The organism is Bacteroides acidifaciens, assembly GCF_024623065.1.
GTDB lineage: Bacteria > Bacteroidota > Bacteroidia > Bacteroidales > Bacteroidaceae > Bacteroides > Bacteroides acidifaciens.
This window is the reverse complement of the sequence record NZ_JANJZR010000041.1, coordinates 12790-37618: the sequence shown is the minus strand read 5'-3', so window position 1 is coordinate 37618 and position 24829 is coordinate 12790. Positions and strand designations below refer to the sequence as shown.

General features: G+C 42.3%; 15 protein-coding genes. 12 read left to right on the top strand and 3 right to left on the bottom strand.

Going from position 1 to position 24829, the window contains the following annotated elements; all coding sequences use genetic code 11:
* Positions 1-382 precede the first annotated feature (382 nt).
* The gene (locus NSB03_RS12655; RefSeq protein WP_128824348.1) at positions 383-1204 is read left to right on the top strand and encodes an alpha/beta hydrolase; all 822 of its coding nucleotides are present in this window, start codon (positions 383-385) and stop codon (positions 1202-1204) included.
* An 835-nt stretch (positions 1205-2039) separates the two neighbouring features.
* On the opposite strand, the gene NSB03_RS12650 is transcribed toward NSB03_RS12655, so the two are convergent.
* Both NSB03_RS12650 and NSB03_RS12645 read right to left on the bottom strand, forming a co-directional pair.
* Positions 2040-3134, bottom strand: a complete 1095-nt coding sequence (locus NSB03_RS12650; protein WP_024987457.1) for an SGNH/GDSL hydrolase family protein — start codon at positions 3132-3134, stop codon at positions 2040-2042.
* Positions 3135-3193: 59 nt separating this feature from the next.
* Complete coding sequence (locus NSB03_RS12645) at positions 3194-4414, bottom strand: M16 family metallopeptidase (RefSeq protein ID WP_024987456.1); 1221 nt, start codon at positions 4412-4414, stop codon at positions 3194-3196.
* Positions 4415-4519: 105 nt separating this feature from the next.
* Here NSB03_RS12645 and NSB03_RS12640 point away from each other — a divergent pair, with 105 nt between their 5' ends.
* From NSB03_RS12640 to NSB03_RS12620, 5 genes are all read left to right on the top strand, one after another.
* Positions 4520-5053 carry an LOG family protein gene (locus NSB03_RS12640; RefSeq protein WP_024987455.1) on the top strand — a complete coding sequence of 178 codons (534 nt, stop codon included), beginning with the start codon at positions 4520-4522 and terminating at the stop codon, positions 5051-5053.
* A 4-nt stretch (positions 5054-5057) separates the two neighbouring features.
* The gene (locus tag NSB03_RS12635; protein ID WP_024987454.1) at positions 5058-5663 is read left to right on the top strand and encodes an SIS domain-containing protein; all 606 of its coding nucleotides are present in this window, start codon (positions 5058-5060) and stop codon (positions 5661-5663) included.
* Positions 5651-6571, top strand: coding sequence for a carbohydrate kinase family protein (locus NSB03_RS12630; RefSeq protein WP_242357740.1), 921 nt, complete (start codon positions 5651-5653; stop codon positions 6569-6571). The genes NSB03_RS12635 and NSB03_RS12630 overlap by 13 nt, the downstream gene beginning before the upstream one ends.
* Before the next feature lie 135 nt (positions 6572-6706).
* On the top strand, positions 6707-7768 hold the full coding sequence (locus NSB03_RS12625; RefSeq protein ID WP_121765697.1) for a tyrosine-protein phosphatase: 1062 nt from the start codon (positions 6707-6709) through the stop codon (positions 7766-7768).
* Between the two features lie 74 nt (positions 7769-7842).
* A complete protein-coding gene (locus NSB03_RS12620) occupies positions 7843-9774 on the top strand; it encodes a DEAD/DEAH box helicase (protein ID WP_135998695.1) in 1932 nt (643 codons plus the stop codon).
* A 72-nt stretch (positions 9775-9846) separates the two neighbouring features.
* Here NSB03_RS12620 and NSB03_RS12615 read toward each other — a convergent pair whose 3' ends face one another.
* A complete protein-coding gene (locus NSB03_RS12615) occupies positions 9847-13917 on the bottom strand; it encodes a two-component regulator propeller domain-containing protein (protein ID WP_024987453.1) in 4071 nt (1356 codons plus the stop codon).
* A gap of 351 nt (positions 13918-14268) precedes the next feature.
* Between NSB03_RS12615 and NSB03_RS12610 the strand changes: the two genes are divergently transcribed.
* From NSB03_RS12610 to NSB03_RS12585, 6 genes are read left to right on the top strand one after another with little or no spacing between them, the layout of a single operon-like run.
* Positions 14269-17406 (top strand): SusC/RagA family TonB-linked outer membrane protein, encoded by a 3138-nt coding sequence (locus NSB03_RS12610; protein WP_024987451.1) that lies wholly within the window; start codon positions 14269-14271, stop codon positions 17404-17406.
* A gap of 12 nt (positions 17407-17418) precedes the next feature.
* Complete coding sequence (locus NSB03_RS12605; protein ID WP_024987450.1) at positions 17419-19038, top strand: RagB/SusD family nutrient uptake outer membrane protein; 1620 nt, start codon at positions 17419-17421, stop codon at positions 19036-19038.
* Between the two features lie 24 nt (positions 19039-19062).
* A complete protein-coding gene (locus tag NSB03_RS12600; RefSeq protein WP_024987449.1) occupies positions 19063-20886 on the top strand; it encodes a SusE domain-containing protein in 1824 nt (607 codons plus the stop codon).
* 8 nt (positions 20887-20894) lie between these two features.
* A complete protein-coding gene (locus tag NSB03_RS12595) occupies positions 20895-22034 on the top strand; it encodes a glycoside hydrolase family 76 protein (protein WP_024987448.1) in 1140 nt (379 codons plus the stop codon).
* An 8-nt stretch (positions 22035-22042) separates the two neighbouring features.
* Positions 22043-23221: a glycoside hydrolase family 76 protein gene (locus NSB03_RS12590; protein WP_024987447.1), complete on the top strand. Its 1179-nt coding sequence runs from the start codon at positions 22043-22045 to the stop codon at positions 23219-23221.
* Positions 23222-23257: 36 nt separating this feature from the next.
* Complete coding sequence (locus NSB03_RS12585) at positions 23258-24727, top strand: glycoside hydrolase family 125 protein (RefSeq protein WP_024987446.1); 1470 nt, start codon at positions 23258-23260, stop codon at positions 24725-24727.
* Positions 24728-24829: the final 102 nt, after the last annotated feature.

Below are 24829 nucleotides of genomic sequence, written 5' to 3'. Positions count from 1 at the left end.
TTTTGAGAGTTGCTTTCGAGTATACTTTCTGTTGTTGTGAGCAGCAGCATGACGGAGACTATGTGACGAATAAAAACTGGTCGGTAAAGCCTATCTAACATCATCTCAGGAAAATTTAAACAGGCTCTAAATAACTCATAAATTAAGGAAATCAATGATCAGCCGAAAGGGGAAAGCGGATAAAAGACAGCCTGTATTATAATTCCTTTAAGAAAAAGAACCTAATTATATGCGCACAAAATCTTTAGATTACAAAGAAAAACATATAACTTTGTAGTTTGAAGATTCTTATCAGACTTTAATATCCAAAATTTAATTCATATGATAAAAAAAACATCGATTAGTAGCACTAAGCGCTTTGCTGATATTTACATGTACAACTATGAATGCTCAGAAGATTGTGAAACTGTGGGAGACAAACCCACCGACAAGTAATGAAATAACAAAAGCCGAAAAGTATGAGAGAAACGGCAATTGGGTAACAAATGTTTCCTCACCCGAACTGGCTATTTACCAAACCAATAAAGCAAAGAATACAGGAATGGCAGTTGTGATATGTCCAGGCGGAGGATACGCCGGACTGGCTATTCTGCACGAAGGAGAACAGTTTGCTAAATGGTTGAACGGACAGGGAATAACGGCTTTCGTCCTCAAATACCGGATGCCGAACAAACATAAGGAAGTACCCCTGGATGATGCACAGCAGGCAATACGTTATGTACGCGAACATGCCAACGAGTATGGCGTAGATACCAATAAAATAGGCATCGCCGGTTTCTCGGCAGGCGGACATTTGGCAGCCACTGCTTCCACCCACTATACGACAGAAGGAGTAAGCACAAGACCTGATTTCTCCATTCTTTTCTACCCTGTCATAACTATGGAGACAGCCACTCATGGCGGTTCCCGTTCCAATCTGTTGGGTGACAATCCCCTACCGGCCGATATCCAATTTTTCTCTAACGAAAAGCATGTCAATACAAATACCCCGCCTGCCATCCTGTTATTGAGTGATGATGACAAATCCGTACCTACTACCAATAGCGTACTCTATTATGAATCATTGAAGAAAAACAATATCCCCGCAACCATGTATATATTCCCCAAAGGCGGTCATGGCTGGGGGATGAATATAGATTTCGAATATCATTCGCAGATGCTTGAGTTGCTTGGTAGGTGGTTGAAGTACACTCGTATAAAATAATACTCAAAGGGCTCCGAACTATTCACCGCAAAAATATCGCTCTCTCCCTTTCTATCCCAATAGCTCTGCATATTTGAACAACCCTCGGATTCATGTAGCGAAAATATTTCTCCAATACATTTTCGCTACATGAATCATAGTCCCATTCAACGATTTCACTCACAATCCAAGTTACAAAATACCTTTTACTCTCTTTCTATTCGGGCTCAATCTGAAAATTTTGGGGGATGTGATTCAGGGCAATCACATCCTTAAAAAAAAGATTCATTCCGGTGCGGTAAGGAACAAAATTATATGTGTATGAATTTGTTTGACCTGGTAGTGAAACAAGCCGAACCATGTGCTTGAGTTATTCAAGTCTCTTACATCATTTCATAGAGTGTAGTACTTGTTACAAGCAATTCTCCTACTTGTAATAGGCAATTCTCCTACTGACTATTAAAATAGAAAAACCGCCTTCAGTTCTTCAAAAAAGTCCCTTTTCATCGGTGTTTCTGGCTGAAGGCACTCCTGAAGGCGGAAGTGTATGCCTCCGGCTCACTTTTGCCCACATGGTGAATCTATATACCCACCACACTGAATATACAACCCTCTCCAAGGTCAGGAGTATTATGACGGGAAAGCCGGTTTCGCTGATGGAAAAGGATTAAAAGCCACTTTCAACCAACCGTATGAAATCATCATTACGGAAGACTGCAAGACAATGTATGTGGCAGGTGCCGTTAACTATCTGATTCGACGCATTACTGTCAAATAATCAAATGTCTTTTGATAGGACAAAAGGTCAATTCACCCCTATGAATTGACCTTTTTTTCTTCTTATTTCTTTCCGTTATTAGTCTCTAAACTTAATCTTCAGAATCTTGCCGATAGCCGGTTTATACTTCTTTAGCATCCGGTCGAATCCCAAATCGTTCGGATGAGTTCCGTCGATGGTTCCCTCGTGATCTGTTCCCAAGAAACGGTCTTCTTTAATGAAATACAGGTTCTTTACACCTTTTTTACGCAATACTTCTACTTGCTCGGCGATAGCCTCATTCTGTTGCTTTACATTCTCACGGGCTTTCTGATTAAAGTTTCCCGTTTCGCGTATCAATGTCTGTATCACAATAATAGGTGTATCCGGATGTTTTTCCCGCAAGGTCATTACAAAGTCAACAGTCCGGTCGGTTATCTCTTTGGGAGAAGGATTGGGAATACAATCCAAAATAAAAGCATCTGCGTCAATATTCGCCAACATTTCAGCAACTTCTTTCTCCATCTTTCCGTTACCGCTCAATCCTAAATTGATGAAATTATACCCGCTACTACGGGACAATCGTGCCGGATAAGCCATACCGGGACGACTGGCAGACGCTCCCTGCAAAATGCTCGACCCGTATACCACTATCTTTTCTTTGAACGGATTTTCTCCTTTACGTATGTGAGCATCAGAAGAAACGCCTATCTCCAGACTCTTCAACTCATCATATAAAGGCAGATATAACAAACATTCTTTCTCTTCGGTTCCCATATTATCAACAATCACTCTTTCCGTAGTCACGCCACCCGGCATCCCTACTCCGGCAAATTGCCATTTCCCATCGCGTTTGATGTATAAGTCCAGCCCTTTCTGAGCGACTCTCGTCAGATTAGGTAATTGCGGATTATCAGGTACAGTCCATTTTGCCTTTATCACCGGACTATTCGTAGTAAAAGAAATAGCCAGACCGGCAGAGTTCGTAAATAGTTTCTTCACCCTGGGCGGCATTGAATGGTACTTCGCGGTGTCTACCCGATGGAAATATTCACCTTCGGTGGTTGCTTTACCCACCAGTAAAAGGTCTTGTGCCGATGTATAGGTAAAGTTCTTCTTTTGTTGCGCGGACATGGCAAGAGGCAGCATCAGCAAACCTAAGCAAATCCAAACATTCCGTGTCAAGTTTTTCATGGTCAATTTAATATTAGTGGTTTATGAGTGGTTCTATCATGCCAGGACAGTATCATACATTATTTATAAATCAACGTAGACAAGTATTCTTCTGCAAACATTTCATTGGCAACCTCCAGTAATTGCTCTGCTGTTAACTCTTCAATACGCCTAAAAACAAACTCGGATGATTCATATTTATGATAATGAAGGTATGTTTTCGCCATTCCCAGCGCATTATTCTCAAAGTTATCAGATGCCACTCCGATTTGTCCGATCAACTGCTTTTTCGCTGCTGCCAACTGGGAGGAAGTCATTTTCACATCACGCATCCGCTTCAGTTCCTTATAGGTCAGTTTCAAACAGGTGTCCATATCATCCACATCTGTCCCGAAATAAATACAGAAAGCTCCTGTATCCGTGTAAGAGGTCAGATTGGATTCGACATTATAAACCAGCCCTCTACGCTCACGAAGAGACACATTGAGTTTGCTATTCATCCCGGGACCTCCGAGGATATTGTTCAATAAATAGAGAGCCGTTCGTTTGTCGTCATACGCATTATAGCCACGGCTACCCATCATTACATGTGCCTGGTGTGTGTCTTTGGAAACCGTCAGATGTTCCGGCACATAAAGAGGCGGAGGTGTACGACGATTCTCTACTCTTACATCAGGAATATCCAAGAGGTATTTCTCTACCAGGCGGATGATTCTTTTGAATTCATATTGTCCCTGAACAAAAAACACCATATTCCCCGGTTGGTAAAACCGGCGGGTAAACGATAGAACATCCTCTGTGCGAAAACTCCGCAGCAGCTCCGGTTTACCAAGAATGTTTCTTCCCAATGGATGATTGCGGAAGATCATATCCTCAAAATCATCGAAGATCAGTTCCGACGGAGTATCCTCATACGACTGGATTTCATCAATAATGACCTCCGTTTCTTTTTCTATCTCATGCTGCGGAAAAGTTGAATGAAATACAATATCCCCCAACAGTTCAAGCGCCCGTTCCAGATGTTCTTTCAGGAAAGCGGCATAGACCACCGTTTCTTCCTTATTAGTGTAAGCATTCAGGTCGCCACCCACATTCTCCATCCGGTTGAGGATATGCCAGGCTTTCCGCTTCTCCGTTCCCTTAAAAATCAGGTGTTCCACAAAATGGGCCATTCCCTGCTCATTCTCCGCCTCATCGCGCGTTCCGGCATCGATCGCAAAACCACAATAAGCTACTTTTGAGAGGGTCGGTTCATGGATAATACGCAAGCCATTTGGCAATGTATATTCGTTGCAATGCATTGTTTTCTACTTCCTTATTGAATTAATGCCACAAAAATACAATAAAACTTATTGCTGTTTATAGAAAATTGCAGATATTTGTGGACTATAACAGCAACAACGTATATGGAAAAAATAGGAATATTCTGTTCCGCCTCCGAAAACATTGACAAAATGTACTTCGAAAGCGCCCGCCGAATCGGCGAATGGATGGGGAAAACAGGTAAAACGTTGATTTACGGAGGAGCCAACCTCGGACTTATGGAATGCGTAGCCCGTGCCGTGAAAGAGAACGGCGGGAAAGTCATCGGGGTAGTCCCTTCCAAACTGGAAGAGAAAGGCAGTGTAAGCAACTGCCTGGACGAAGTGATTCGCACCCATAATCTAAGTGACCGGAAAGATGTGATAACCGAGAAATCGGATATACTGGTGGCATTGCCGGGTGGCGTGGGCACATTGGATGAAATATTTCATGTGATAGCCGCCGCTTCCATCGGATACCATCAGAAAAAGGTGGTCTTTTACAATGAATACGGTTTCTACGACGAACTGTTGAAAGCACTCAAAACATTAGAAGACAAAGGGTTTGCCCGGCAGCCTTTTTCCACCTATTACGAAGTAACAAACACTCTGGAAGAATTAAAAGAAAAAATAAACTGATTATATGATAGACTCCATCAAACAACTTTTGCAACAGGAAGCACAAGCTGTGCTCAACATCCCTGTAACAGACGCTTATGAAAAAGCAGTGAAACTGATTGTAGAACAAATACATCAGAAAAAGGGAAAACTGGTAACTTCCGGTATGGGAAAAGCCGGACAGATTGCCATGAACATTGCTACAACTTTTTGTTCCACCGGTATTCCATCTGTCTTTCTGCACCCCAGCGAAGCGCAACACGGAGACTTGGGTATCTTACAGGAAAACGATTTGCTCCTGCTTATCTCCAACTCAGGCAAGACACGCGAAATCGTTGAATTAACCCGGTTGGCTCATAACCTGAATCCGGACTTGAAGTTTATCGTCATTACAGGAAATCCCGACAGCCCGCTGGCACAGGAATCAGATGTTTGTCTGAGCACCGGCAAACCGGCTGAGGTGTGTGCCTTAGGCATGACCCCTACCACTTCGACTACCGCCATGACCGTCATCGGCGATATCCTGGTAGTACAGACCATGAGAAAGACTCAATTCACCATAGAAGAATACTCTAAACGTCATCACGGCGGTTATCTGGGCGAAAAATCAAGGTCACTATGCGAAAAGTAATCGGTATCGGAGAAACTATCCTCGACATCATCTTCCGAGGTGACCAGCCTTCCGCAGCCGTACCGGGAGGCTCTGTATTCAACGGCATCGTATCCTTGGGAAGGATGGGAATAAACGTCGGTTTCATCAGCGAAACCGGCAATGACCGTGTAGGGAACATCATCCTGCAATTCATGCGTGAGAACAATATCCCGACCGACCATGTGAATGTATTCCCCGACGGGAAATCACCAGTATCTCTGGCTTTTCTCAATGAGCAAAGTGATGCCGAGTATATCTTCTACAAGGATTATCCCAAACAACGGCTCGATGTCCTGTTCCCCAAACTGGAAGAGGACGACATTGTCATGATAGGCTCCTACTATGCCCTGAATCCGGTATTGCGGGAAAAGATTCTCGAACTGCTCGATCAGGCACGCGAAAAGAAAGCTATTATCTACTATGACCCCAACTTCCGCTCTTCACACAAGAACGAAGCGATGAAGCTGGCACCGACCATTATTGAGAATCTTGAATATGCGGATATTGTACGCGGTTCATTGGAGGATTTCCTCTATATGTACAACATACAGGACGTAGACAAGATATACAAGGATAAAATCAAATTCTATTGCCCACGATTCATCTGTACTGCAGGTGGAGAAAAAGTAGCGTTGCGCACCAATCTGGTCAGCAAAGATTATCCGGTAGAACCGTTACAGGCAGTCAGCACCATTGGGGCCGGCGACAATTTTAATGCAGGACTCATTTATGGATTACTCAAATATGATGTTCGATACCGCGACCTAAATAACTTGAATGAAGATATATGGGATAAAATAATCCAGTGCGGAAAAGACTTTGCAGCCGAGGTTTGCCGCAGTTTCAGCAATTCTGTTTCGGTGGAGTTTGCGCAGAACTATAAATAATCCACCATTAGCTGTAAGTACAGTGCCCGTTCGCACGTAAATTACTATTAACTTTGGCTAATTATCGCAAAGGAATTACCGTATCTTCCGGTAATTCCTATCTTTGCGTATATGATTCACTCAAACAAAGAAACTATGTATAAGAACCTGTTTAGCTGGCTTACCATTTTGTTAGTGCTCCCGTCCTGCTCCGGTACACAACCGACCATATCGGTGGTATGCGAAGAAAACAACGTGGGCAACTGCGTGATTAAATGGGAAACGGCACCGGTACTGAAAGGACAGGTACGAATATATGCATCTACTTCCCCAAAGTTGATTCCCGAAGACTCTCCCGTAGCGATGAGCAAAATATCCAGCGGCAAGATGACCATTATCACCGACGACCCGTCCCGACGCTATTATTATTTGATGGTGTTCGATAATAAACACAGGGTCAAGATAGCTACCCGCAACATTAATATTCCCGGTATCCAGAATTTCCGTGATTTAGGCGGATACAAATCCGTTGATACAGGGAAATCAGTCAGTTGGGGAATGCTCTACCGCTCTGCGCAGATAGACAGCATTCCGCCCTGTTCGCGCCGGGAGCTGAAGAATATAGGCGTACGGACTATCATAGACTTGCGCTCTGAAGAAGAACGCCACAACTATCCACAGCTACATAATGATGAATTTAAGATGGTGCACATCCCCATCCCTACAGGAAATATGGATGAAATCCTGCAAGGAATCCAAGAAGAGAAGATAAAAAGCGATACTATTTATCGCCTGGTAGAGCGGATGAATCGTGAACTGGTGACAAACTACCGGAAAGAATTCAAAGAATTATTCTCTGTCCTGCTCAACCGCGACTCTTATCCGGCTGTGATTCATTGTACATCCGGCAAAGGGCGCACAGGAATCGTTTCCGCCTTGATGCTTGCGGCACTAGGTGTCAATGAAGACGTGATAATGTCGGACTACCGGCTGAGCAATGATTATTTCAATATCCCCAAGGCTTCAAAATACGCTTACGAATTGCCTGTAAATTCGCAGGAAGCGATAACCACCATCTATTCCGCCAAGGAAGATTTCCTGAATGCCGCAAAGGAACAGATTGAGTCTGAGTATGGAAGCGTACAAGCTTACTTGAAGCAAGGAATCGGACTTTCCGCAGAAGAAATAGAACAATTGCGCAGCATCCTGCTGGAATAAATCGCAAATCGTAATTCGTAATTCATAATTATTCTCTATCTTTGCATCCGAAATAAAAGATATACAGAGATTTAATGAAGACATTTGAAGAGCTTGGCGTTTCTCCTGAGATACGTAGAGCAATTGAAGAAATGGGATACGAGAATCCCATGCCGGTACAAGAGGAAGTGATTCCGTACCTTTTAGGAGAAAATAATGATGTAGTAGCTCTTGCACAGACAGGAACAGGTAAAACAGCCGCATTCGGTTTGCCTCTGCTCCAACAAATTGACGTAAAGAACAGAATCCCACAATCACTTATCCTCTGCCCTACCCGTGAGCTTTGTCTCCAAATAGCAGGAGATTTGAACGACTATTCCAAATACATTGATGGACTAAAAGTACTGCCTGTATATGGAGGTTCTTCCATTGACAGCCAGATACGCAGCCTGAAACGAGGCGTACATATCATCGTAGCCACTCCTGGACGTTTGCTGGACTTGATGGAACGCAAGACCGTTTCCCTATCCACCATCCGCAACGTTGTAATGGACGAAGCAGACGAGATGCTGAACATGGGATTTACAGATAGCATTAACGCTATTCTGGCTGATGTACCGCAAGAACGTAACACACTGCTTTTCTCCGCTACTATGAGCCCGGAAATTGCACGTATCTCCAAAAACTATTTACGTAACGCGAAAGAAATCACTATTGGCCGTAAGAACGAAAGTACCAACAACGTTAAACACGTAGTTTATACCGTACAAGCGAAAGATAAATACGAGGCTTTAAAACGCATTGTCGACTATTACCCGCAAATATACGGTATTATTTTCTGCCGTACCCGCAAGGAAACACAGGAAATTGCTGACAAATTAATGCAGGAAGGCTACAATGCCGACTCACTGCATGGCGAACTTTCACAAGCACAACGAGACACTGTCATGCAAAAGTTCCGTATTCGTAATCTGCAGCTGCTTGTTGCTACGGATGTAGCAGCCCGTGGTCTGGATGTGGACGATTTGACTCACGTCATCAACTACGGCTTGCCTGATGATACAGAAAGCTACACTCACCGCAGCGGACGTACGGGACGTGCCGGAAAAACCGGTACTTCTATCGCTATCATCAATCTCCGCGAGAAGGGAAAGTTAAGAGAAATAGAACGAATTATCGGCAAGAAATTCATTACCGGAGAGATGCCGACTGCGGCAGGCATTTGCCAGAAGCAGTTGATTAAGGTTATTGACGACCTTGAAAAAGTAAAAGTAAATGAAGAAGAAATCGCAGGCTTCATGCCGGAAATCTATCGTAAACTAGAATGGTTGAGCAAGGAAGACCTGATAAAACGAGTGGTCTCGCACGAATTCAACCGTTTCGCAGAATATTACCGCCACCGCCCGGAAATAGAACAACCAACAATTGAAAGCCGTAGTGAACGTGCCAGAAAAGGTGACCGCAAAGAAAACGGTTTCGAAAAGAGAAGTCGGAAAGCTGCTCCAGGCTTCAACCGCCTATTCATCAATCTGGGTAAAACAGACAGTTTCTTCCCCAGTGATCTTATCGGCTTATTGAACAGTAATACACGCGGACGTATCGAGTTGGGACGCATTGACCTGATGCAGAACTTCTCTTTCTTCGAAGTACCTGAAAAAGAAACTGTCAATGTTCTAAAAGCTCTAAACCGTGCCAAATGGAATGGTCGCAAAGTTGTTGTAGAAGTTTCCAGTGAAGAAGGCGGAAAAGGACACGAAAACGGTTCGGGTGAACGCAAAGGCGGTAAAAGATCCGGTAAAAACGAAGAGCGCGCTCCACGCTATGAAAATAAAGACAGAAAATCTAAGGATGCTTCTGCCAAAGGTTCAAAATCCAGCAAGAAGGAAAAACCAAGCCGTGCAGAGCGGGGATATTCGGATGCCCGCGGACCGAAAAGGAAAGATAACTGGCAGGAATTTTTCAAAGATAAGGAGCCTGACTTCAGTGAAGAAGGATGGGCGAGAAGAAAGCCCAAAAAGCAACTTTAATCTTCCGAGAAATTGGGGGTGTGTCAACGTGATAAACTATTCAAACCCTTGACACACCCCCACTCAATTATACTAATGAAAGTCCTTCTCTTTCAAATCTTTTTTTTTCATCTCTCTATACTGCCGCGGAGGTATTCCGAACTTTTGAGAAAACACTTTATAGAAAGTACCTCTATTCGTATAACCCGCCTTATTCATAACCTCCTCTACTGTAAGATTTGTAGTAAGCAACAGGCGTTCCGCTACCGTCAGACGATACTCTTTGATAATGTCAGCCGGAGTTTTATCCGTTATATTCTTCAATTTCCGATAAAACTGACGAGTGCTACACCCTAATGAAGCGCTCAACAACTCTACCGAAAGCTCCGGATTCTCCACATATTCATCTATCACTCGCATCATTTTCTCAAAGAACGACTTGTCTTCTTTATGCAAAAGATGCCCGTCTTCCAGTTTAAAAGCACTATAAATAGAGTTATAATACTCTTTCATATCCTCTTTACGCCTAATCTGCCTTTCTACAATCTTCTCTAGATATTCGACATTAAAAGGTTTTGTAACGTATGCCTCCGCACCCGATTCGATTCCTTTCACTTGCTCATCAATATAATTAAGTGCCGAGAGCAATACTAGCGGAATATGACTCAACAATTTATCTTCCTTCACAATCTTCGCAAATGCCCGTCCATCCATATCCGGCATCATCACATCCGATAAAATCAAGTCCGGTTGTTTCAGTTTCAACTGTTCCAACGCCTCCTGCGCACTATTAAACGGCTGCACATTATATTTACCCGCAAAGATTTCTGTCACAAACCACAACATAGAAGGATCATCATCAATAATCATTATAGTCTGCCTAGAAGCGTCATAATCTGCAACAATATCCTTCTTCTGCTCTACTGGTTTATCGCTAATTGGCATTACTTGCTTCTTCAGTTCCTTCAATTCTCCTGATTTCGCATCAGTAACAGTCAACATCGGCAAAACAACCTCAAAAGTCGTCACCTCTTCCGGTATGCTCATCACGCGAATCTCTCCAGCAAGCAGATTCACCATACTATGACAAATAGCCAGTCCCAAGCCATTTCTCGGGAAAGCTTCGTTCTTATTCTGCGTTTCAAAATCATCCAGAATCTTATAGCGATCGAATATCTTATCCAGATTCTCCTTCTTAATTCCCTTACCTGAATTGGATACACGGATACAAAGCCTTTCTCCTTCAATACATTGCTCCACAGTTATCTTACCGCCATCGGAGGTATATTTGAAAGCATTCGATATCAAATTATTGACAATTTTACTCAAGCAACTCACATCTGTATTCCAGCGATCTCCCTCCTCAATATTTAGTTGATAATCCACCTTTCTACTTTCCACCCATTCACCGAAAGATTCGGCAATGCCCCGAGTATGCTCATCCACAGCTACCTCTTGTATATCCAATACCTTATGCCCTGTTTCTAACCGACGAAATTCTATCAGTTCTTGAATCAGCGAGTTCAGTTTCTGTGCATTCTGTTGAACCAAATCAGCATATTTACGGATATATCCATCTGTTCCGGCATAGGACAGAATCTTCTCACAAGGTCCTGATATTAAAGTAAGAGGTGTACAAAATTCATGTGTGATATTTGTAAAGAACCTTAATTTAGATTCATAAATTTCATCTCGTTTTTGTCGGTTCAGTTTCTCAATAATAATATCCCGTTTCCGACGATAGCGACGAATAGCCATATAAACAAGCCCCCAAAGCAAAAGAAGAAACAGCAAGAAATATCCCCAATAAGCCAATTGTGTCATATACCAAGGAGGAGCAATACGAATGACCAAAGAGTACGGCTTGCTTTCTTTACCCATAATATTACTCCGGCATTTCACCCAAAGAGTGTATTGACCGGGTGGAAGATTGGAGAAAACAGCCGTTGTAGAAGAGCCGTTCTCTATCCAATTATTGCTTAGTCCGTCTATCATATAAGAATAAGTATAATTATTACCATTGATATAATCGACAGCTACAAAAGATAAATTGAAAAAATTCTGGCTATAATCCAGTTCCAACACTTCCACCTCTTTATCTTGCCGCAAAAAATGATAAATATTATATTCTTTTCCAAAGATAGATAGACGGTAAAACTGCAATTTCGGCATATATTCCATAGCCGTAAGATCGTTTTCATTGATAGTAATAAATCCGTTCGTTCCACCGAAGAAGAGAGTCCCTGTACGCTCGTCCTTAAAGAAAGCACCATCACTGAACTCTGTGACTTCCAGATTATTCTGCCGATTATAAGCCTGGACAGTATTTGCCTCAATATTAAACCGTACCACCCCTTGATTGGTACTTAGCCAAAGATTATGTTCGCCATCTTCCAAAATGCCGTGAACCGTATTATTGGGGAATCCATCTGCCTCATTATATACCCGATAATTACCGGGCGACTGCATATGTGTCAACCCAAAACTAGTACCCAACCAATAGCCTTTTTTATTTGAAAGAATGGCAAAAATATCATTTACAGCCTGGTTACTGACTTCCTGGTCAAAACGAAATGGCATCATCACCTCCGTCTTCACATTCATCCGGTAAGCACCATAACCACGATTACCAAACCATAAAATGGAATCATTTTCCTGATGAGACGTAAAAAAGTAATTAGAGGCTCTTCTCCCTCCATCTAACACAATTCTTCGGGTAAACATAACTTTAGGTTCTCCATCAGAAACGTTCAGCACAATTTTCACAATTCCCTCACCTACAGTAGCCACCCAAATCGTACTGTCATTCAATTCACATATAGAGTGCACATATCTCAACGTCTTACCGTCAACCATAACAGGAAACTCTTTTACTTTTCTCTCCCGATAAGAATAATAGTTCATCCCATGCTCCGTTCCTATCCACAGTCGATTCCAACAACTAGGAGCAAAACAGTAAACGGAATTATCCGTCAACGAACTATTCCCTGTATGCAACCGTTCCACATCAAACTTTCCTCCCGTATCTGGAGCATAACGGAGCATACGCAAAATTCCATCTCCTTTAGTCCCCACCCATAACGTTTGCTCATCATCCAAAAACAAAGCCCGCACCGGAGTGTTAATTTGATAGTCAGAAGTATCCAATAAAGTATTCCGAATAGAAAAATGGTCGATGAAATACATATATACCCCCTGTCCATCAGTTCCCACCCAAATAATATCCTGAAATCGATCTTTAAACAGACAGAAAATGCCGGATTCAATGCCGATTGATTGCATGACATATTTAACCTTACTGTCGGACTGATATTTCAAGCAAATCAATCCACTGCTTTTGAAACCGACATAATAATCATCTCTTTGCTTGACAATAGAAGAGACCTGCCCTCGCTGAGCTATCTCCTCTTTCAAATCAGCTATGAAATATTTATTCCGGCTACGCAAATCATACTCATAAAGATCATAAGCATCGTCAATAAAATAAACCAAATCTCCTTCTCCTGATGTCCAAAACAACTCTCCCTCCTGCTCAAACAACGACTGAAGAATAAGTTCCGGAATACTATCTTCCTTCTTTTCAATAACATAACTACGGACATCACCACCGGAAGAAAAAATCCATAGAACATTCGCACTATCCACACATATATACTGTATATCCTCAAAAGCTAACCGCTTTGCATTCAAACGGTGGAATTTAAGTCCTTTCCGATCAAAATAATAAATATAACCGTCATCCTTAATGACCAAGACATCATTCTCCCGCGTTTTTGCCATACAGCTAATATCCTGAAAGTCTTTAAATCGCTGAACAGTTTGCAAATGAGTATCGAAACGGTCGAGTCCATAATTCGTCTGTATCCATAAAACATGGTCTTCCGCTTCCATTATATTATCAATCAAGTTACCAGACAAATTGTTCCGGACATCAACAGGCTTATACAAACGGAGTTCAGTCCCATCAAACACATTTAATCCGTCACACGAACCAATCCAGATCAATCCATCACAATCCTGACAAATAGAAAGAATGGCGCTATTAGACAATCCGTTTTTGCTGGAAAACTGACGCAAACTATATGCTGTAGCCTCAACATCCAACAGACTCCACCAACCGATAACGAGAAAAAAGAAAAATCGAGAAAGATATGTTTTTCCCATAAGCAACAAAGTATTTCATTCAATAGCAAAAGATGCAGTTCATTAATACAAAAGTAATAAAGAAACTTCTTACACCAATAATAAACAGATAATAAATTGCACGATTTTCCGCCATTTCCTCCTCAATTCCTGCCATTTTATCAAGAAAAGACATAAATGGCATAAATTCGTACATACATTCCTCAGCACCACCCCCATATTTGCAACGTCTGATTTTCATAACGGTCAAGACACTATTTTATATCCATTAAACACTAATACGTATGACCTAAAAGTACTCTCCATTCAAAATCAAAACTAGCATCAGAGAATTTTAATCATTTAATTTAATTCCTTAAATCAAAACAAGGTATGACTTGTAGAAAGTATAAACTTTTGTTTTTCAGTCTCGCTATAGCCTCCTTATTTATTCTGGCGCCCGACATTAATGCCGGACAAGCGAGCATATTGAACACTTCGCAAACGAAGAATACCCTCGTAAAAGGAACGGTAAAAGATGTATCCGGTGAACCTCTCATCGGAGTAAGCGTAAGTGTAAAAGGCAAGTCGGGAATCGGAACAATTACAGACATCAACGGCAACTTCTCCATTCAATGTGACGCCAATGATGCACTAGTTTTTTCGTACATCGGCTATGCTACTCTAGAGTTTCCGGTTAACGGAAAGAGTTCTCTTTCCATTAGCATGAAAGAAGACACGAAAGTCCTCGATGAAGTTATTGTAGTAGGATATGGCACAACAACCCGTAAAAGTGCGGTAGGTGCGGTAGACCAAGTAAAAGCCGACATGATTGAAAACCGTCCGGTGGCAAACATGACTCAGGCATTGCAAGGAGCAGCACCGAACGTTATCATACAGCAACGTAACCACAACCCGAATGATAACAAAACGAATTTCAATATCCGTGGTATCAGTACGCTGAATGACAATAGCCCTCTATTTGTGATAGACGGACTGGTAGCTGACGGTGAAAGCTTCAATAAGCTGAATCCGATGGACATCGAAAACATCTCTATCTTGAAAGATGCAGGAACGGCCGCTATCTACGGTTCACGTTCTTCCAACGGTGTAGTAGTGGTGACCACCAAAAAAGGGAAAAAGAACCAGCGTCCGGTAGTCCGCTTGAGCGGCATGATAGGTTGGGAAAACCCGGACATCCTGTTCTCTCCGGTAGCAGGCTATCAAAACGCAACACTGAGAAATCTTGCAGAAACCAATGCAGGCAATGCTCCCAAGTATACTCCTGACCAAATCCGCGATTTAGCCGCTCATCAGAATGAAGAGAGCTGGTTCTTTGACCAGATTATGCGAACAGCCATGCAACAGAATTATAACCTAAGCGTATCCGGAGGTAGCGAACACTCTACCTACATGATTTCAATGGGTTATTACGATCAGGAAAGCAACTATGTAGGAAACGACTCTTTCGGTGTTCAACGCTACAACTTCCGCACAAGTCTGAGTACTGAGCTCGGACGCTTCAAACTGACCGGAATCCTTGCTTATGCCCGCAACAACAGTGTAAGCACTACCGGAGGAAGCCTGGAAGTAGATGCCGCCCGTACCCCGACCTACTATTACTATAAAATGAAATCAGCAGACGGACGATACCTGCTGAATGATATATTGTCCGAGTTCAACCCGCTGGGACAGTTGGAAGCGGGTGGAAGAAATAAATACCGTAATAACTACATCAACACAAACGTTTCCGCCGAAATGAAGATTATTGACGGATTAAAATTGAAAGGAGTGTTCGGTGCTGACATCATGAACGACACACGTTTTACCAGGAATCATGCAGTGGCTTATTATAGTAGCGAAGAAGCCACAGAACCGCGTCCAATCAAAAAAGAGAACAACAAAACCAGTAACTGGAACAGTAACGCCTATCTTATCAATACTCAACTGCTATTGGATTACAACAAAACATTCGGCAAGCATACGGTCAACGGTCTAGTAGGATTGACCAACGAGTCATACACACAAAGCAGTAACGAAATAGAAAAGAAGTATGTAGACCCCGATTTAGGTATTGCTACTGACGAAACAACCAGTGAGCCGGGAAACATCACAGGAAAAACTTCCGTTGACGACAGTAACCGTACCAGCATAACCTCCTTCTTTGGACGTGCAGGTTATTCGTATGCCGACAGATATTATGCAGAATTCAGTTTTCGCTACGACGGAGCTTCTAAGTTCCACAAGGACTATCGTTGGGGCTTTTTCCCCTCAGTTTCCTTGGGGTGGCGCCCTACAGAAGAATCCTTCATGGAGTTTTATAAAGAAAAGATAGGCGACTTGAAGTTACGAGCCTCTTACGGTATCTTGGGCAGTCAAGCAATCGGTACTTACGACCGTTTTACCGTATATGACGTGTATGACAACAGCTATGCCTACAATAACAAAACTGTATCGGGAGCCGGATTCAAACTGGGACTAGAAAATCTGACTTGGGAAAAAACCCAAACATTCAATATCGGTGTCGATGCCTCTTTCCTACAAAACAGTCTGACTGTCACTTTCGATTACTTCCATAAAAGAACGAATGACATCTTAATGAAACCGCTGATTTCTTCCGTATTCGGTACAGAAATGCCTATGGCAAATATCGGCAAGATGCAAAACCAGGGATGGGATCTATCTGTCAACTATCGATTGAAAACTGGGGCGTTTACTCACAATTTCAACTTTAATTTGGGAGATTCTTGGAACAAGGTATTAGAATTCCCCGGAGACGAACAAATTACCCAAGTGGAAGAGTTAAGCCGTATCATCCGGGTCGGTGTTCCCTTGAACTCTTATTATGGCTATAAGATGGCAGGATTTTTCCAAAGTTACGATGAAATTGAAGCGTCTGCCATACCAGTAGGAGCTAAGGTACAACCCGGAGATATTAAATTTGTAGACCGAAATGACGACGGTATCATCGACTCAAAAGATAAGTTTATTCTTGGTAATGCCTTCCCACGTTATACTTTCGGATTCACCTACGGTCTGAACTGGAAAGGGATCGATTTCAGTATGTTCTGGCAAGGAGTAGGCAAACGTGACATGATGTTGCGTGGTGAATTGATAGAACCATATCACGCCAACTACTCTTATACCATTTATAAACATCAACTGGATTTCTGGACACCAACCAATACCGAGGCCCGCTGGCCAAGATTAGCAGCGCCAGGTTCTGACTCCAACAGAAACAACTACGGCAATGGAAACGGCTCCGACCTCTTCTTGCTAGACGGTAAATACTTGCGGTTGAAAAACCTCACGATTGGTTATACCCTGCCCAAAGAATGGACTAAACATTTGGGAATGCAAAAAGCCCGCTTGTATATAAACGGTCAGAACTTACTGACATTCAGCAACAACTCGTTTATAGACCCGGAATCATCCGAATTTGATTCCAAAATGAGCACAAGCGGTGCCAATAGTGGGCGTTCGTATCCTACTCTGCGTTATTTCGGATTTGGTGTAGACATTGAATTTTAATCAAACAACAGTATGAAAAGATATAAACTTCTCTATTTAGTGACTGGGTTTGCTTCCGTGCTGATGACCGGTTGCAACGATATGGAAAATACCCCGTCCAACAAATTCACGGACAACAGCTTCTGGAACTCCACAGAGAAAGCACAATACGTAGTTAACATGGCCTACAGCCAAATGTACAATGCCGGAAGAATGTGGCAGGACGAAAGTCTGAGTGACAATGTATTCGACGGAAGAAATGTAACCGACCCGCGTGCCATTCGCAAAGGTATGGGCACTCCTTCTTTAGAACTCTTTAAAAATGAATGGAAGGATCTATACGGTGGTATCAAAACCTGCCATGTATTTCTGGAGAAAGTAGATCTGGTTCCGGGAATGAATGTAGCTGTCAAAGCACGCATGATTGCCGAAATTCGTTTTATCCGTGCCTTTATCTATTTCCGGCTAACTAATCTGTATGGAGATGTGCCATTCTTTGACAAAGATATTACAATTGATGAATCCAACTCCATTGCCCGTACTCCACGTGCTACCATCATCAGCTTCATCCATCAGGAATTAGAAGATATAGCAAACGCACTTCCCACCCGTGACCAACTGCAAGATGCTGAACAAGGCAAAATTACCAAAGGAGCGGTCAGTGCTCTACAGGCGAGAGTCTACCTAATGGACAGTGACTGGGATAACGTTATCAAATATTGCGATAATCTGATAAAGAAACAGAATGAATATGGCACATACAGCCTTCTCCCCACTTATCGTAGTGTTTTTGAAGAGACAAACGAATATAATCAGGAGATTATTCTAGACCGTGCATACGTTCCTTTCCTACTGACATGGGGTGAGATGTCAGATATGGCTCCGCTATCAGTTGGTGCACGTCTTTGTAACCGCGCTCCGCAACAATCGTTAGTAGACAGTTATTTAATGGTAGATGGCAAAGCATTTAATGAAAATAGCCCGTTATACAATCCAAGTACTCCGTATGCCAACCGCGATTTGCGGCTGACCGCCACTGTTGTTTATGACGGTTATGACTGGAGTAAGAATGTTTCGGACGGTAGTACAGGCACTATCATTCAAATCAATCCGCAATCCAACACAGTGGATAAGTATGAAGCCGGAAGTAACAAAACTGCTACCGGATATTACACCCGCAAATACTATAGCCCACAAGCAAAAGGTGATATGAATTCTGGGGTAAATCTTAGCATCATACGTTATGCCGACATTTTGTTAATGTATGCAGAGGCTCAATTTGAGAAAGGAAACATGGATGCTACTATCTGGAATCAGACCATACTCCCACTCCGAAACAGAGCTGGATTCACAGAAGAAGCAAAAGCTTATCCTACCGAAAAGACAGAAGCGGAAATGAGACAAATCATCCGTAACGAACGCCGTTGCGAACTAGCCCTCGAAGGATTGAGATGGTATGATATCAAACGCTGGAAAGCCGGAAAAGAATACCTTGAAGGATATGTCTATGGCGCAAACTTCAACAACGGTAATCCTATCCGACTGGATAAACGTCAGTTCGATGAAAACAGAGATTATTTATGGGCAGTTCCTCAAAGCCAAATCAACCTAAATCCGAATCTAGCCCCTAACAATCCCGGATATTCTAACTAATCACCCTATTAAAAGGAAATTAATATGAAAACAAAAATAACAAAAGTAGTCGCCTTATTCACTACATTGGCAATCATCTTCTCATGTACGGAAGATATGGAATACAGAGATACGGCAGTAAGCCCGGTGAATCAACTTTATGAACCAATCAGCGGAAAAAGTGTAGAACTAGTAGCATCTGCTACCGCTTCCCTGTTCTTCGAATGGGAAGCAGCGAAAGCTGAAGACAGTGGCTCACCGCTCTACGAAATCGTTTTCGACAAAGAAGGGGGAAACTTCTCTAATCCTCTTTACAAAGTATTGTCTGACAACAACGGGGCGCGCAATTACGCGACTATCAGTCATAAAACACTGAATAAAATAGGTGCAGCAGCAGGATTGAACAGTGGAGAGACAGGTACAATTATCTGGACGGTCATCGCATCACGCGGTCTGAGCACGGCAATGAGCAATGTCTCACATAAACTGACGATCACCCGTATGCTCGGATTTGCAGAGGTTCCATCTCAATTATTTCTCACCGGTGAAGCAACCGAAGGGGGAAGTGATATCAGTCAAGCAGTACCTTGTTCCTCACCCGAACAGGAAACATTTGAAATCTTTACCCGTTTGAAAGGAGGAAAAAGCTATAAGCTGGTAGATAAAACCAATGACAACGCAAACTATTTCTACATTGATGGAAATAGAATTGTAGAAGGCGAAGGCGAAACGACAGTAGAAAAAGACGGAATCTATCGCATCACTATGGACTTCTCTATTGCTTCAGTCTCTATTCAGGAAGTAAAATCAGTAGGAGTATTTTTCTGCCCGAGCAACAAGGTTATTTTCGAACTGTCTTACAAAGGTAACGGAATATTTGAAGGAGAAGGCAAAGTAACGTTTAAACAGGAGAGCTGGGGAAAAGACCAACGTTACAAACTGTTGATGTCTTACAGCGATAAAGATATGTATTGGGGAACATTGAATGACGTAGATTCATCTCCGAACGGAGCTGGTCAAGAAGATTCATATTACTTTATCAAAGAATATGGAATCAATGAAGGTAGTGAACCACAATGGAATCACAAATGGAAATTTGACAATCAGTTTGATGGTAGCATGACCAAAGTCACCGTTAAATTCAACGGAGCAAACTATACACATTTTGTATCTCTCGGAGACGGTGTATCTCCTGAAGAACCGGAAACAACTCCTAAAAACTTATTCTTGACAGGTGAAGCCAGTGAAGGGGGAAATGATATCAGTAAAGCCATGCAATACAATAAACTGGGAGAAGGCATATTTGAAATATTCACCCGGCTGCAAGGAGGAAAGACTTATAAGATGGCTTCTTCTCAAGAAGCAGATGCAAAGTTCTTCTATATAGAAGATGGAGAGATTAAAAGTGGAGACGGAATTACCACTGTCGAAAAAGACGGGATTTATCGTATTAAGGTAGATTTCTCCAACAAATCAGTCATTACAAAAGAAATTAAATCAATGGGACTATGGCACTGCTGGGATCGAAATGTCCTTCTTGACTTACCCTATATAGGAAATGGAGTATTTGAGGGAACAGGTACAATAAGTCCTAGTAATAATAGTAATAATGATAATCGTTACAAACTCCTAATGGTATATGCGGACGATAGCGAATTGATTTGGGGCACCAAAAACGACACAGACGTAGTACCAGGAGCAAACCCAGATCCATCCTATTTCTATATCATGGAAACAAATGATAATGCAGAAGCAGGTCAATGGGAGCGTAAATGGAAATTTAATGATGGAATCATAGGAAATAATACAAAAGTTCGTGTTATTTTTACCGGTGAAAATTACACCCATTCTATAGAACCAGTTAATTAAGAAGATGTATGAAAAAACTATTATTATGTGTCCCGTTCCTCGCGCTGATGTTCCAAAGTTGTGGCAACATCGAAGACGAGTATATGTACGACAAGGGACTTTATACAATCAACTGGGAAGCAGCAGCAGACAGTAGCTCGGTCACCATAATTAACCGTTTCTGGAATGAAACGGGCAATTACTTCAACTATGAAAGCGACGGTTATGACGAAGCTTTTCATTACTGGCCGCAAGCGCATGCTATGGACGTATTGATTGATGCCTATATTCGTACTCATGATGCTAAATATAAAGACTGCTTTGACAAGTGGTATGCTGGCATCAATTCCAAGAACGGCGGAAGTTATTGGAATAACTTCTACGATGACATGGAATGGATTGCCCTGACCATGATACGTTTGTATGAAGTCACCGATGAAGCTAAATATCTGGATACAGCCAAGCAACTTTGGGATTGGATTAAGGAAGGTTGGAATGAAGAATACTGCAACGGTGGTATCGCATGGAACCACGGCGATGTATGGAGCAAAAATGCCTGTTCCAACGGTCCTGCCAGCCTCATCGCCTGTCGCTTATATCAAATAGAAAAAGTGGAGGAATACAAAGAATGGGCTATCAAGATTTACCAATGGGAAAGAGAACATCTGTTCAATCCTGCTACAGGAGCTGTCTACGACAATATAGACGGAAGAACGGATAACTTAAATACCCTGACATTAAGTTATAACCAAGGGACATTTCTCGGAACAGCCCACGAACTGTTTAAGATTACAGGAGAAGCATCATATCTGAAAGACGCCCGCAAAGCCGCTTATTTCGGAATCAGTGACGGCAGCATGATTGACGCAGGAAACAATCTTCTCCGAGACGAAGGAAACGGTGATGGCGGACTGTTCAAAGGAATATTCATCCGTTATTTTGTGAAACTCATTTTAGATGATAATTTGGAACCCATTTATCAGAAGAAGTTTATCACCTTCTTCAATAACAATGCGGATATATTATGGAGAAAAGGCGTCAACAAGTCCGACCTTCTCTACGGAAGTAGTTGGGCAAAAGGAGCCGAAGGCAGCACTCAACTGACCATACAGACAAGCGGCTGCACCCTGATAGAAGCAAAAGCTTATTACGAAAAATATAAAAAATAACAAGAAACATGCGAATTATTGAAACCGTACTGTGTGCTGCTTTCCTCACCGGATGCGCACCAAAGGGGAATAGTAATCCAAACATCAATTTAGAGAGAGCCCAGCAAACGCTGGACTCCCTCTATGTTCACTATTCAGTACCCAACACTTGTCTGCTTCGCGAAAATTTTCCTTTTGACGAGAAGAACAAAGTCACTTATCTGGCATCAGAAGAACAAGCTAACGTGCCAAACGCCTATTCGTATCTCTGGCCTTACTCCGGAACATTCTCCGCAGTAAATGCACTGTTCGAAGCCACTCAAAACAAAGAATTTCAAAAACTACTGGACGAACGGGTATTACCGGGACTTGATGAGTATTTTGACACTGCACGCACTCCCAATGCTTATTCGTCGTATGTGCGTACCGCTCCTGTGTCAGACCGTTTTTATGACGACAATGTATGGTTAGGCATTGATTTTACAGACACTTACCAACTCACCCAAAACAAAAAATATTTGGACAAGGCCACACTTATATGGGATTTTATAGAAAGCGGAACAGATAGTGTGCTCGGAGGCGGAATCTATTGGTGCGAGCAGAAAAAGGAATCGAAGAACACCTGTTCAAATGCTCCTGGTTCTGTTTTTGCACTAAAACTATTCAAAGCAACAAACGACAGCAGTTATTTCAAAAAAGGTAAAGCGTTGTACGAATGGACTAAAGAACATTTGCAAGATAGTACAGATTATCTATATTTCGACAATATTCGTTTGGATGGAAAAATCGGAAAAGCCAAATTCGCTTACAATAGCGGACAAATGATGCAGTCAGCTGCCCTCCTTTACCAACTGACGAACAATCCGGTTTATCTGAAAGAAGCTCAAAGCATTGCCAAAGAATGTTACAACTACTTCTTTTCTGATTTTACACCCGTATCCGGAGAACCATTCAAAATGATAAAGAAAGGAGATATCTGGTTTACTGCCGTAATGCTCAGAGGATTCATCGAACTTTATCATCTTGACAAGAATAAAACATATCTCGATGCCTTTAACAAAAGTCTCGATTATGCTTGGGAGAACGCACGTGATGAAAAAGGACTGTTCCATACAGACCTCAGCGGCAATAAAAAAGACAATAAAAAATGGCTGCTGACACAAGCTGCCATGATAGAGATGTATAGTCGGCTTTCTGCCTTTGAATAAACTACTGTAGAACATTAATAAATGATAAAAAGAAATATGACAAAAAGAAACATGCGCCTTTGCACCCTTGCAACTGCCCTGCTAATAGGAAGCAATATGAACGCTTCCACTTTCATTTGTCCTAAGGACAATACCATGATTGCCAAGCAAGCAGAAATTACCGGAAAGTATAAAAGCCAGCGTCCGGCTAAAAAAGACCGTTTATTCACTTCACAGGCAGTAGAAGCTGAAATCCTGAGAGTGAAGAAGCTGCTGACCAACAGCAAACTTGCCTGGATGTTCGAGAACTGCTTTCCTAACACATTGGAAACAACCGTACACTATCGCACCACCGATGGCAAACCGGATACTTTTGTCTATACTGGAGACATCCATGCCATGTGGCTTCGTGATTCGGGAGCTCAAGTGTGGCCATATATCCAGCTAGCTCATAAAGACCCGGAATTAAAGAAAATGCTCGAGGGCGTTATCCGCCGCCAATTCAAATGTATCAATATCGACCCTTACGCAAATGCTTTCAACGATGGAGCTAAAGGAGGCGACTGGATGACAGACCTGACGGACATGAAACCGGAACTGCACGAACGTAAATGGGAGATTGACTCTCTCTGCTATCCCCTCCGCCTGGCTTATCAGTATTGGAAAGAGACGGGAGACGCTAGTATTTTCGATAACGAATGGATTCAAGCCGTCATCAATATCCTGAGAACATTCAAAGAGCAACAGAGAAAAGAGGGAGTAGGTCCTTATAAATTCCAGAGAAAAACGGAACGTGCGCTTGATACGCTGAACAACGACGGGCTGGGCGCTCCGGTAAATCCCGTAGGATTAATCGTTTCGGCTTTCCGTCCTTCCGATGATGCTACCACCCTTCAATTTCTGGTTCCTTCCAACTTCTTTGCAGTTACTTCACTCCGAAAAGCTGCTGAAATCTTAGAGACTGTCAATCAAAAGACCGAATTGGCAACACAATGCAGCGAACTGGCACAGGAAGTGGAAACGGCTCTGAAACAATATGCAACCTATAATCATCCCAAATACGGCACAATCTACGCTTTCGAAGTCGATGGATTCGGAAATCATTTCCTTATGGATGATGCCAATGTACCAAGCCTGCTGGCAATGCCATATTTGGGCGATGTAGATGTGAACGACCCGATCTATCAAAATACCCGCCGCTTTGTATGGAGTAAAGACAATCCTTACTTCTTTAAAGGAAAAGCCGGAGAAGGTATCGGGGGTCCGCATATTGGTTATGATATGATATGGCCCATGAGTATTATGATGAAAGCCTTTACAAGCCAAGATGACCAAGAAATCAAAGAATGCATCCAAATGCTAATAAATACAGATGCAGGCACAGGATTCATGCACGAATCTTTCCATAAAGATAATCCTGAGAAGTTTACACGTGCGTGGTTTGCATGGCAGAATACATTGTTCGGCGAACTGATACTCAAGCTAGTAAACGAAGGAAAAATTGAATTACTGAATAGTATTCAATAAATAGGCTCTACATTACAGAAGGTAAATCCCGAACAGGTGTAAAAACATCCGTCCGGGATTTATTATGAATGCTTTAATATCAATTTCAGTATATGTTCTCCC